This is a genomic window from [Bacillus] enclensis, from assembly GCF_001456935.1.
Lineage (GTDB): Bacteria > Bacillota > Bacilli > Bacillales > Bacillaceae_B > Rossellomorea > Rossellomorea enclensis.
The window spans coordinates 1,369,662-1,381,782 of sequence record NZ_KQ758482.1 but is presented as its reverse complement, the minus strand read 5'-3'; the positions used below and the strand labels follow the sequence as shown (position 1 = coordinate 1,381,782).

General features: G+C 44.4%; 10 protein-coding genes. 9 read left to right on the top strand and 1 reads right to left on the bottom strand.

The window, feature by feature from the left end; genetic code table 11:
• The first annotated feature begins 236 nt into the window (after positions 1 to 236).
• A complete protein-coding gene (locus AS034_RS06910; RefSeq protein WP_032087365.1) occupies positions 237 to 623 on the top strand; it encodes an FxsA family protein in 387 nt (128 codons plus the stop codon).
• A gap of 43 nt (positions 624 to 666) precedes the next feature.
• Here the strand turns inward: AS034_RS06910 and ytvI are convergent, their stop codons facing one another.
• Positions 667 to 1,779 carry a sporulation integral membrane protein YtvI gene (gene ytvI / locus AS034_RS06905; RefSeq protein WP_058297952.1) on the bottom strand — a complete coding sequence of 371 codons (1,113 nt, stop codon included), beginning with the start codon at positions 1,777 to 1,779 and terminating at the stop codon, positions 667 to 669.
• A gap of 468 nt (positions 1,780 to 2,247) precedes the next feature.
• Here ytvI and citZ point away from each other — a divergent pair, with 468 nt between their 5' ends.
• The 8 genes from citZ to hflC all read left to right on the top strand — a co-directional run bounded on the left by citZ (position 2,248) and on the right by hflC (position 12,030).
• Complete coding sequence (citZ, locus tag AS034_RS06900; protein WP_032087367.1) at positions 2,248 to 3,366, top strand: citrate synthase; 1,119 nt, start codon at positions 2,248 to 2,250, stop codon at positions 3,364 to 3,366.
• Positions 3,367 to 3,488: 122 nt separating this feature from the next.
• A complete protein-coding gene (icd, locus tag AS034_RS06895) occupies positions 3,489 to 4,760 on the top strand; it encodes an NADP-dependent isocitrate dehydrogenase (protein WP_032087368.1) in 1,272 nt (423 codons plus the stop codon).
• Positions 4,761 to 4,839: 79 nt separating this feature from the next.
• Positions 4,840 to 5,778, top strand: coding sequence for a malate dehydrogenase (gene mdh, locus AS034_RS06890; protein WP_058297951.1), 939 nt, complete (start codon positions 4,840 to 4,842; stop codon positions 5,776 to 5,778).
• A 935-nt stretch (positions 5,779 to 6,713) separates the two neighbouring features.
• Entirely contained in the window at positions 6,714 to 7,190 is a 477-nt protein-coding gene (locus AS034_RS06885; protein ID WP_032087370.1) for a MaoC family dehydratase, read from the top strand.
• Between the two features lie 179 nt (positions 7,191 to 7,369).
• Positions 7,370 to 8,083: a response regulator transcription factor gene (locus AS034_RS06880; protein ID WP_058297950.1), complete on the top strand. Its 714-nt coding sequence runs from the start codon at positions 7,370 to 7,372 to the stop codon at positions 8,081 to 8,083.
• Positions 8,080 to 9,876 (top strand): two-component system histidine kinase PnpS, encoded by a 1,797-nt coding sequence (pnpS, locus tag AS034_RS06875; RefSeq protein ID WP_032087372.1) that lies wholly within the window; start codon positions 8,080 to 8,082, stop codon positions 9,874 to 9,876. The genes AS034_RS06880 and pnpS overlap by 4 nt, the downstream gene beginning before the upstream one ends.
• A 295-nt stretch (positions 9,877 to 10,171) precedes the next feature.
• A complete protein-coding gene (gene hflK, locus AS034_RS06870; protein WP_058298102.1) occupies positions 10,172 to 11,095 on the top strand; it encodes an FtsH protease activity modulator HflK in 924 nt (307 codons plus the stop codon).
• A complete protein-coding gene (gene hflC / locus AS034_RS06865; RefSeq protein ID WP_058297949.1) occupies positions 11,095 to 12,030 on the top strand; it encodes a protease modulator HflC in 936 nt (311 codons plus the stop codon). The genes hflK and hflC overlap by 1 nt, the downstream gene beginning before the upstream one ends.
• Positions 12,031 to 12,121 lie beyond the last annotated feature (91 nt).

The window sequence follows — 12,121 nt, the reverse complement described above, 5'->3', positions numbered from 1 at the left end:
GTTCTCACTTATCACATGCCCATCTTCCGATAAAAAAGCTGATTTCGCTCGGAAACGACTAAATTCTTTATTTTCTCAAGTAGATTCACCCTCTCTCCGGCTTAAACTCCACCTTGAAGCAAACCTCTCTTTAAGTGGACGACAAGCCAGAATCCTCAATCAACCGGAATACTGCCACCCAAGTTTCTATATGTTATAATAAAGGGACAAGTCGTAAATAAATGGAGGAATTCCTCATGAGATATATCCTGCCGTTTTTAATCATCGTGCCCGCTTTGGAAATCGGGATCCTTATTCTTGCCGGTCAGACAATCGGCGTGCTGCCCACCGTGTTGATGATCATTGCAACCGGGGTCGCTGGTGCTTATCTGGCAAAAAAACAAGGCCTCGAAACAATCAGGAGGGCAAGGGAAGACATGCAGTATGCCCAATTCCCCGGGGATGTGATCATCGACGGTCTCTGCATCCTTGTAGGCGGCGTATTGTTATTGACGCCGGGCTTCATTACGGATGCAACCGGATTCCTATTGCTGCTGCCCCCGACCAGGAAATTGTTCAAGCCTCTCATTTACAAACTCTTTAAAAAATGGTTCAATAACGGCAACCTGATCATTTATCGATAATAAAAAAGCACCGTTCCGGTTTTTTACCGAAACGGTGCTTCTTTTATTTTTCACCCATAATAAACTTCCAAGCATCTTCAAAAACACCTGCACGTCTTAATGTTGAAAGAATCACCAGTACGACCGGACCCACGATCAATCCGAGGAAACCAATCAGTTTGAAACCGACGAACAGAGCGATCAGTGTAGCAAGAGGATCAAGACCGATGCTTGAGGACAGCACTTTCGGTTCCATGATCTGCCGCTGAACGACGACGACTGCGTATAACACGGAAAGACCGATGCCAAGGCCTACATCCCCTGTAATGAATTCATAAGCGATCCAGGGCACGAACACCGCGCCAGTCCCGAGATACGGAAGGATATCAACCAGACCGCTTACGAGGGCGATGGTTATGGCGTAGTCGACACGAAGAATGAGCAGTCCGACCAATACGATGATAGCCGTTATCGAAATCAGTGTGAACTGGGCCCTGATGAAGCCGAACAAAGCTTTTTTCAGATCGATGAATACCGTCCTTCCGCTCTCCATTGCCCTGCCGGGAACGAATTTTTCGGCTTTGCCAGACAGTTTGTACCAGTCTTTACTGATGAAGAAGGTTGCCAGTGCCGAAAATACGAGAACAGATGCGGCATTCGGGATCCAGGAAATAAGCTGAGGCAGCCTCTGGAAGAAGTTCTGAAGAAAATCCCCAGCCGACTGGGCGATTTTACTGCCGGCAGTTTCAATGTTTTCGAGTATAGTATTCTGCTGTCCTGCATCAAGGTTTTTGAAAAGTCCGGCGATCTGGTGGTAAAAAGGCATCACTTGGCCCACAATGAAGTTTTCTGCATAGGTCACCAGTGTGCGTACGTGTTCCGGCAGCACTTCCGATAAGTAGTTTGCACCTGATACAATTTCTGCTATCAGCAAAGTGATCAAACCTGCAAAAGCCCCGATGATCAAAAACAGGGATATGACGACCGCCCACACCCTCGGAAGTCTGCCTTTGGATTCAAGCCAGTTGACGAAAGGATTGATCAAGAGGGCAATCCCGACAGCAATGACGAACGGATAGGCAAGTTTCCATATGTAATACAAAGCAAATAAAGAAAGGATGATGATGCTTACCACTATTAGAAAGCGGATGGTTCTGTAAACATATTCCAAGTTCAACTGAGTTCCCCCTGACCTGTCTATTACTTCCTATTTTATAAGAGTCATTAAATGAAAGAAAGTTCTAAATTTAATAATTTCATACTATTCACACCGGCAGACAGAAAGGATTTTTAAAGCTTTTTTCATTGTTTTAGTCCGGTACAGTCAGAAAGTTTTATTTTTCTAGTAAAATAATTTTAGACAAATTCGAGCGTTTTCGTTCACAAATGTCAGATAATTGTTTATAATAGAAAATGTAAGCGCATCCCAAGCGCTGTTTTCCCTGCTGGTCTTTATCGTACAGGGAATCATTTTTTGTGCAGGGATTGAGCAATCGCTCAACATTGGAAATGTAATGATTTAAATGCCCTCAACAGGTAATTTTACTTACTTATTTTAAACAAGCCCGCTACAAATTTTCGTGCAGGGTTTTATGCTCATATGAAAATGGGTAAAAGGGAAATACATTCAGAAGGAGAGATTATTATGACAGCGACTCGCGGACTAGAAGGTGTTGTAGCCACTACTTCATCCATCAGTTCAATCATTGACGACACTCTTACATATGTCGGCTATAACATTGATGACTTAACCAACAATGCCACTTTCGAAGAGGTAATCTATTTGCTGTGGCATCTGAAGCTGCCAACTAAATCGGAGCTGCAGGAGCTGACAGATCAGCTCGCGGACAATATGGCCCTTCCACAGGAAGTGCTTGATCACTTCAAGATGTACAATATCAAGGAAGTACATCCTATGGCCGCTTTGCGTTCAGCCGTGTCTTTGCTTGGTTTATATGATGATCAGGCGGACGTGATGGAAGAAGAAGCGAACTATATGAAAGCTGTTCGCCTTCAAGCGAAGATCCCGACGATTGTAACAAGCTTCGCAAGGATCCGTAACGGCCAGGAGCCGATTGCACCACGTAAGGATCTTGGTTTCGCTGCCAACTTCCTGTACATGCTGACAGGCAAAGAACCTGAACCGATCGAGATCGAAGCGTTCAATAAGGCACTCGTCCTTCATGCGGACCATGAGTTAAACGCTTCCACATTCACTGCACGTGTATGTGTAGCCACACTTTCCGACGTGTACTCAGGTGTTACTGCCGCAATCGGGGCACTTAAAGGACCGCTGCACGGCGGAGCCAACGAGCAGGTTATGAAGATGCTTACCGAAGTGGGGTCTGTCGAGAATGCGGAAGCGTACATTCTGGACAAGCTTGAGAAAAAAGAGAAGATCATGGGCTTCGGCCACCGTGTTTACCGTCAGGGAGACCCGCGCGCCAAGCATCTTAAAGAAATGTCCAAAAAGCTGACTGAGCTTAGAGGAGAAAGCAAATATTATGAAATGTCTGCGAAGATCGAAGAAGTCTTCACAGCAAATAAAGGGCTTCCGCCAAATGTTGATTTCTATTCAGCATCTGTCTATCACAGCCTCGGCATCGATCATGACCTGTTTACACCGATCTTTGCTGTCAGCCGTGTATCCGGCTGGCTCGCTCATATCCTGGAGCAATATTCCAACAACCGTTTAATCCGTCCTCGTGCCGATTATATCGGGCCTGGCAAACAGGAATATGTTCCCGTTGATGAAAGAGGTTAATCATCGATATTTACAAATAGTAAAAATATTGGTGTAATGAATAAGGAGGGGAATGACGATGACTGCCATGCGGCACTTATCGGTCATCCCCTTTGATAATGAATGAATATGGAGGTTACATAATGACACAAGGTGAAAAAATTACAAACCAAAACGGCCAGCTTAATGTGCCGAATAATCCAATCGTTCCGTTTATCGAAGGTGACGGTACTGGTCCTGATATCTGGGCTGCAGCTCAGCGCGTACTTGATGCGTCAGTAGAAAAAGCTTACAAAGGCGAACGTAAAATCGAGTGGAAAGAAGTTTATGCCGGCGAAAAAGCATTCAACAAAACAGGTGAATGGCTTCCAAATGATACGCTTGAAGCAATCCGTGAGTATTTCATTGCCATCAAAGGACCACTTACGACTCCTGTAGGAGGAGGAATCCGTTCATTGAACGTTGCCCTTCGTCAAGAGCTTGACCTTTTCACATGCCTGCGTCCTGTGCGCTACTTCGAAGGTGTACCTTCTCCTGTAAAGCGTCCTGAAGATACAGATATGGTCATCTTCCGTGAAAATACAGAAGATATCTATGCGGGTATTGAATATGCGAGTGGTTCTGATGAAGTGAAGAAACTCATCAGCTTCCTTCAAGACGAAATGGGCGTAAACAAAATCCGTTTCCCTGAAACATCCGGAATCGGTATCAAGCCTGTATCTGAAGAAGGTACATCCCGCCTTGTCCGTGCTGCCATTAATTATGCCATCACTGAAGGCCGTAAATCAGTTACGCTTGTACACAAAGGGAACATCATGAAGTTCACAGAAGGTGCATTCAAAAATTGGGGGTACGAGCTTGCTGAGAAAGAATTCGGCGATAAAGTATTCACTTGGGCTCAATACGATAAAATCAAAGACGCTGAAGGCGTTGACGCAGCTAACAAAGCACAGTCTGAAGCAGAGGCTGCAGGCAAGATCATCGTCAAAGATTCAATCGCTGATATCTTCTTACAACAAATCCTTACACGTCCGGCTGAGTTCGATGTCGTTGCTACAATGAACCTGAACGGAGACTATATTTCTGATGCACTTGCTGCACAAGTAGGCGGAATCGGTATCGCGCCTGGAGCGAACATCAACTATGAGTCCGGCCATGCCATTTTCGAAGCGACTCACGGTACTGCTCCTAAATATGCAGGAATGGATAAGGTTAACCCTTCTTCAGTCATCCTTTCAGGAGTGCTTATGCTTGAGCACCTTGGATGGACAGAAGCAGCTAATCTAATTACTAAATCAATGGAAAAAACAATCGCTTCTAAAGTTGTGACTTATGACTTTGCCCGTCTGATGGATGGTGCGACTGAAGTGAAATGTTCTGAATTCGGTACTGCATTGATCGAAAACATGGAATAATATAAACAACAGAAGCATTCCTTTCATAGGGATGCTTCTGTCTTATATAAAATACATAGGATGAACAGGAGGAATCATTATGACAATTAAACGCAGAAAAGTTTCAGTGATCGGCGGAGGTTTTACAGGTGCGACGACTGCACTTATGCTGGCGCAAAAAGAGCTTGGAGATGTGGTACTTGTTGATATTCCCCAGATGGAAGACCCTACAAAAGGGAAAGCCCTCGATATGCTTGAAGCAAGTCCGGTTCAAGGCTTTGATGCAAACATCATCGGTACATCAAACTATGAAGACACAAAGGACTCCGATGTGGTTGTCATCACTGCAGGAATTGCCCGCAAGCCCGGGATGAGCCGTGACGACCTTGTTCAGACAAACCAGAAAGTCATGAAATCTGTTACAGAGCAAATTGTCAAATATTCTCCAAACTGCTATATCATCGTATTGACTAATCCGGTCGATGCCATGACTTATACGGTCTTCAAAGAATCAGGATTCCCGAAAGAACGGGTAATCGGTCAGTCCGGTGTCCTTGACACAGCCCGTTTCCGTACATTCGTCGCACAGGAATTGAATCTGTCCGTGAAAGATGTGACTGGATTTGTTCTTGGCGGACATGGAGATGATATGGTTCCGTTGATCCGTTATTCCTATGCAGGAGGAATCCCGTTAGAGGCCTTGATTCCAAAAGACCGCCTCGAGGCCATTGTGGAACGCACACGTAAAGGCGGAGGCGAAATCGTCGGCCTGCTGGGCAATGGGTCTGCATACTATGCCCCGGCCGCATCCCTCGTTCAAATGGTCGAAGCGATCCTGAAAGACCAGCGACGAGTCATCCCGGCAATCGCGTACCTTGAAGGCGAATACGGATTCGAAGGCATCTACCTCGGAGTGCCGACCATCCTCGGAGGAAACGGCCTCGAAAAAATAATCGAACTAGAGCTCACAGAAGAAGAACAATCAGCCCTCGCCAAATCAGCCGACTCCGTAAAAAACGTCATGTCATCATTGGCATAGATAATTATTATGGCCAGTTCCATTGAGGATATGGAGCTGGCTTTTTAATTTTCTTTTTATGAGAGGCTGTTCAATTACGGCGGTAGCGAGAGAGTTAGCCGGTTTTATTTGGGCCATTATGCAGGAAGTTGAAAGTTCTCCAAACGCCTAATGATTGATGATTTGTTTTGAAATCATATTGGAAATGAAAATCGAAATTTGATAGAAGCCTGAGAATAGGGCTCGAAGGAAAAGAGTAAAACCGGAAAGGAAAATCCACGTGCCTCCTGTGTGATATATCTAAATAGATTAACTCACGTTCCGAGTTAGTGGACTAGACCTTTATACGGAAAGATAAACTGTGAAAACCCACGAATACCAGAGTGCTAACCGCAGTAGAGATTTTTGCCTTCGTGCGGTGTTCTTACCTTCTATTCCATCAAACAAAAAGGAGGATCAAAAAGAACTATAATAAGTTTCAATCCATTTATTCAGGAAGGAAATGTGTAAACTTATCCATATTCAATGCCGTTTCCAGCGATTGATTGGAGTGCAAAACGTAGACTCCTGCGGGAAAAGCGTGTTAGGTGAGACCCCGCAGGCGAAGCCGAGGAGGCTCACCAACCGCCCGCGGAAAGCGGAGTTTTGCACGGAAATCAATAGCGGTGATGAATGGAATCAAATAAGTTGAGAAGTGAAAAAGAGCTTCTCTAATTAAGGTTGCCTAAAAACATAACCAAAATCTGTTTCTTGAAAGTTTCGTTCAGGAGGCTCACGGGCTACCCGCGGAAAGCGGAGTCATGCACGGAAATCAACAGCGGTATTAGAAGGGGAATAATTATGTGTAAAATCCCTTTGATTGGAAAGTCTATAAATGATATTATAGTAATATACAGATAATAACGATTATTTCTATTATTTTAAAATGTATGCGTTTACATACGGAGGTGCTTCTTATGTTACTGGGCAAGAAAAGAAAACTGGGAAGAAAAATAGACGAAATGACAGTTGGGGAAAAATTGACATTAACCGAAAAAATAGAAGACAATGACCTGCTTCTGTATCTCGGCTTGACGAATGACGCCAACCCACTGTACATCCAGCACGATTATGCGTCCCAGACCCCTTTTAAAAAGCCGATTGTCCCATCCATCATGCTGACAGGGATCATCACGTCTGCCGTGTCAAAGTATCTGCCGGGACCCGGTTCGCACATCATTGAACAGAATATCGATTTTCCAAAGCCGGTATACCATTATGCAACAATCCAGTTCCTATTTGAGGTCACGGAAGTGGAGCCGTCTTCCCATACTGTCACCATCACCGTCACAGCGGTGAATGAAGATGACGAAAAAGTGATAAATGGAACAATAAAAGTCTGCCCGCCGCACAGGCTTGAAAAAATGAACAGCCATGCACTTGAAAACTTTTAACATGATAAGCGATACGAAAAGCTATAGAATCCTGATTGGATTGTATAGCTTTTTTAATTTGCACATACTAATACTATCTTTAGGGTATGGCCATGCCATCGAATTGTATTATAATGAAACTACAATTACATAATATCGTTGGATGATGGGGTTAATTTCTGATAGTTGGAGGCACAAAAATGAACAAAACAATCCTGGTGGTAGAAGATGAGCAATCGATCGCGACTTTGTTGAAGTATAACCTTGAGCAAGCGGGTTATTCGGTCATTACGGCACATGATGGTGAAGAAGGAATGAACATGGCGGTTGAAAAGCTGCCTGACTTAATGATCCTTGACTTAATGCTTCCAAAGATGGACGGGATCGAAGTATGCAAGGAATTGAGGCAGAAAAAAATGAATATTCCTATCCTTATGCTGACGGCCAAGGATGATGAATTCGATAAAGTCCTTGGACTCGAGCTTGGAGCAGACGATTATATGACAAAACCTTTCAGCCCTAGAGAAGTAGTGGCAAGGGTAAAAGCTATCCTGCGCCGGAGCCAGGCGATCAAGGGTGCGGTCGAACCTGAAGAACCTGCTGATTATAAAGAAGTTGGAGAATTGAAAGTGTATCCCGAGCAATATGAAGCGTATTTCCAAGGTCAATTATTGGAATTGACGCCTAAAGAATTTGAACTACTTCTCCACTTGGCAAACAACAAAGGGAGAGTATTGACAAGGGACCATCTTCTCAGTGCTGTATGGAATTATGATTTCGCGGGTGATACCAGGATTGTCGATGTACATATCAGCCATCTCCGTGAAAAGATTGAGCCTGATACGAAGAAACCCGTGTATATTAAAACCATCCGCGGGCTTGGCTATAAGATGGAGGAGCCTAGAAATCAATGACGAAATTCAGGACGAAGCTCCTTTTTGCCCTGATAACATTAATCATCTTTGTATTGGTCGGCCTCGGTTTGGTATTGGGCCAGATATTTGAAAACTTTTACATGGACACCTTTAACTCCAGGATCCAGAAGGAATCCAGGTTATTGGCCAATTCAATCGAAGAGAACAGAAGGCTGGGGGAAATCAATCCTTCCATGATTGAGGAATTAAGCGATATATTGGATGTCCGGATCTCGATCCTTGATGACTCGGGAAAAGTCATTCATGATACGGAGTCAGCTGATCCAAGGCTCAAAGATCAGCAAAAGCAGATGATCAAGAAAATCGGTGAAAACTGGGATGTCAAAACCAAGCATAAAAAACTTGTGTATTCAGGCAAGGAATACCGTTATTATTGGTATCCGCTCAGAAAAGCGGATGGCAGTATGGAAGGCCTCCTGATAATGAGTACCGAAGTAGATGCGCTGGAAAAAGGTACGGGCCAGATCTGGCTTGTCCTTGCCGTGTCCCTGGGTCTCGCATTGATTCTCATCATCATCCTTGGATCAAGGATCACGGTCCGCTATACGAAACCGGTCGAATCTGCCACCAAAGTGGCGATGGAACTTGCAAAAGGTAACTTCAGGGCAAGGACGTATGAAGATCATATGGATGAGACCAGCATGCTGAGTTCCTCGATCAACATCCTGGCGAGGAATCTGCAGGAAATGATCACTTCCCAGGAAATGCAGCAGGACCGTCTAACCACCCTTGTGGAAAACATGGGAAGTGCGATGCTTCTCATTGATCACCGCGGCTATGTGGTCTTGACGAACCGGACATTCAGGGAGTTTTTTAATCTGAATGAAAGCCAGTTGAGGAAGGTGCGATATCATGAAGTAATTCACCACCAGCAAGTGAATAAGCTGGTGGAGGAAATCTTCATGACGGAGGACCGGGTAAGGAGGCAGATCCTCCTCCCTCATAAAATTGAACGAAGGCATTATGAAGTGTACGGTGCACCGATCATTGGTCAGAATGATGAATGGAAAGGGATTGTCGTCGTTTTTCATGATATTACGGAATTAAAGAACCTGGAGCAGATGAGAAAAGACTTTGTGGCCAATGTGTCCCATGAGCTGAAGACGCCGATCACATCGATCAAGGGGTTTTCTGAAACGTTGTTGGATGGTGCCATGAATGATAAAGAAGCGCTGAAGTCTTTCCTTGAGATCATCCTGACTGAAAGTGACCGCCTGCAGACACTTATCCAGGATTTACTTGAGCTGTCGAAAATCGAAAAGCATGGTTTTGAGCTTTCCCTGGATAAACAAGAGATTTCAGGGCTGGTGGGGGAAGTCCTGCCCATTTTGAAAGATCGGGCCGAAAAGAAAGACATCACCATACACAGCAGATTCGATTCACCTGGAACAGCAGAAGTCGATTCCTACCGGATGAAGCAGGTTTTCATCAATTTGATTTCCAATGCGATTGTTTATACTCCTAAAGGCGGGGACGTCATCATTTCCATTACGGAAGATAGGGAGAACATCCATGTTTCGATCAGTGATAACGGAATCGGGATCAGTGAGGAGGAGCTTCCGAGGATCTTTGAACGTTTCTACCGCGTTGACAAAGCGAGGAGCAGGAACTCGGGCGGTACAGGTCTCGGGCTCGCCATCGTCAAACATATTATCGAAGCGCATGAAGGGAAGATTGAAGTGGAGAGCCGGTTGAATGAAGGCACAACATTTAAATTGACGATTCATAAACAGTTTCCCGACCCTTCATTCAGAGAAAAAAGTAGAAACTGATCCATTCTCTTACTGATTTTTTACAATTCATTTACAATGGGTTAAACAGAAATTAATAAAGTGCTGATACTATAATAGATGAAACCCCTTCATCCAAGGAGTGAAGAAAAGGCGAGAACCAACCCCGTTCTCGCCTTTTCGCATGTTTATCTTTCCTTCCCCTTTTGTAATATTATTGAAACCTTTTTGCCTTTTATCCGTATAGATTAGTAGTCGACTAATATGATAGAGATAACTGCAACTAGGAAAGGGGAGGAAGTTTTTGAGCCTGAAACGCATTTATACGATTACCGGTATGGTGATTGCCGCTCTGATATTAATTCTTGTATTAATTACATCCTGGTACACGGTTGATGAATCCGAACAGGCGCTCGTTTTGACATTCGGGGAAGCGGGTGAGCCTGTCGTGGAGCCTGGACTTCATTTTAAAATGCCTTGGCCTATGCAATCGGTAGAAGTACTGTCCAAAGAAACATTCAGTCTTCAATTCGGTTATGAAGAAAGTGAAGGTAAAATAAAGGATTTTCCGAAAGAAACGAAAATGATAACGGGGGATGAATATATCGTCCTTGCAGACCTGGTGGTACAATGGAAAATCACCGATCCCGAAAGTTACTTATTCAATTCAGATGATCCGAAGGAAATTTTGTATGACGCGACTTCAGCTTCCTTGAGGAGCATTATTGGAAGTTCACTCATCGACGACGCCTTGACCTCAGGGAAAGCAGAAATCGAAGCCAATGTCAGGGATTTATTAACGAGTCTGATCGATGAGTATGATATCGGAATCTCCATTCTGGCAGTTAAACTGCAGGATGTTGAACTGCCGAACGACGAAGTGCGCAGCTCCTTTACTGCAGTCACTGACGCACGCGAGACGATGAATACGAAAATCAACGAAGCGAAGAAGTACCGCAATCAGAGGACGAATGAAGCCAAGGGTGAAAAAGATGCCATCATCTACAGGGCAAAAGGTGACAAGATTGCCCGTGTCGAGCAGGCCCGAGGGGATGTAGCAGTCTTTGATAAGTTATATACGGAATACAAGGGCAATCCGGAAATCACCCGGAAGCGGCTCGTTCTCGAAACCCTCGAGAATGTCCTGCCTGAAGCTGAAATTTATATTATGAAGGATAATGGGGAGACCCTTAAATACTTCCCGATCAGACAGCTTGAAAATCAGACACCGCCTGAGAAACAGGAAGGGAGTGAGGAATAATGACTGAGCAGAATGTCTTTAACTTGAAATCGAAACAGAAGGAACCGGTTGAATGGAAAAGATACAGAAAACTGGGCATCTTCATTATCCTCCTTCTTGCAGCGCTCCTGCTTCTATTTACAAGCCTTTATATTGTGAAAGAAGGCGAATACAAAGTGGTGAGGCAATTCGGGGAAGTGGTGAAAATTGACAAGGAACCGGGTCTGAAAGCGAAGATTCCGTTCATTCAATCCGTCACCACGCTGCCGAAACATCAGATGACGTATGATGTAACCGAAGCAGAAATCAACACTAAGGATAAAAAGCGGATGTTGATTGATAATTTTGCGGTGTGGAGCATTGAAGATCCACTGAAGATGATCAAAAATGCGAGGACGGTAGTGAATGCCGAGACGAAAATGGAGGAGTTCATTTATTCGGTGGTCCGCGCCGAACTCGGCCGATTGAATTATGATCAAATCATTAATGATGAAAAGTCCTCGCGCGGAAGCCTGAATGATCAAATCACAAAAAAAGTGAATGAACTTCTGTCCAAAGATGAATATGGAATCGTCGTAAAAGACGTGCGCATGAAACGGACTGATCTGCCGGAGGCAAATGAAAACTCTGTTTATACCCGCATGATTTCAGAACGTGAATCAAAGGCACAGGAATATCTGTCGATGGGTGATGCAGAGAAGCAGAGGATTACAGCCGATACAGACAGGGAAGTTAAAGAGCTCCTTGCAAAGGCAAGCGCAGATGCCAATGTCATCCGTGCCGAGGGTGAATCGGAAGCGGCAAAAATCTACAATAATTCATTCTCAAAAGACCCAAGTTTCTATGACTTATTTAAAACCCTGGAAACATATAAGAAGACAGTGGATGATAAAACAGTCATCATCCTTCCTTCTGATTCACCGTATGCCCGATTGCTGATGGGCTATACAGAATAATGGATAAGCCCTTCCGGATTAGGACCCATCTTCCCGGAGGGGCTTATTTTTCCTTTCTGACTGCGGCATGATAGAATAAAAGAGGATATAT

What these genes read in the sequence shown, in the direction of transcription:
- hflC (WP_058297949.1), top strand. Translation starts at nt 11,095, where the DNA reads ATGACTGAGCAGAATGTCTTTAACTTGAAATCGAAACAGAAGGAACCG.
- citZ (WP_032087367.1), top strand. Translation starts at nt 2,248, where the DNA reads ATGACAGCGACTCGCGGACTAGAAGGTGTTGTAGCCACTACTTCATCC.
- icd (WP_032087368.1), top strand. Translation starts at nt 3,489, where the DNA reads ATGACACAAGGTGAAAAAATTACAAACCAAAACGGCCAGCTTAATGTG.
- mdh (WP_058297951.1), top strand. Translation starts at nt 4,840, where the DNA reads ATGACAATTAAACGCAGAAAAGTTTCAGTGATCGGCGGAGGTTTTACA.
- pnpS (WP_032087372.1), top strand. Translation starts at nt 8,080, where the DNA reads ATGACGAAATTCAGGACGAAGCTCCTTTTTGCCCTGATAACATTAATC.
- AS034_RS06910 (WP_032087365.1), top strand. Translation starts at nt 237, where the DNA reads ATGAGATATATCCTGCCGTTTTTAATCATCGTGCCCGCTTTGGAAATC.
- hflK (WP_058298102.1), top strand. Translation starts at nt 10,172, where the DNA reads ATGGTGATTGCCGCTCTGATATTAATTCTTGTATTAATTACATCCTGG.
- AS034_RS06885 (WP_032087370.1), top strand. Translation starts at nt 6,714, where the DNA reads ATGTTACTGGGCAAGAAAAGAAAACTGGGAAGAAAAATAGACGAAATG.
- AS034_RS06880 (WP_058297950.1), top strand. Translation starts at nt 7,370, where the DNA reads ATGAACAAAACAATCCTGGTGGTAGAAGATGAGCAATCGATCGCGACT.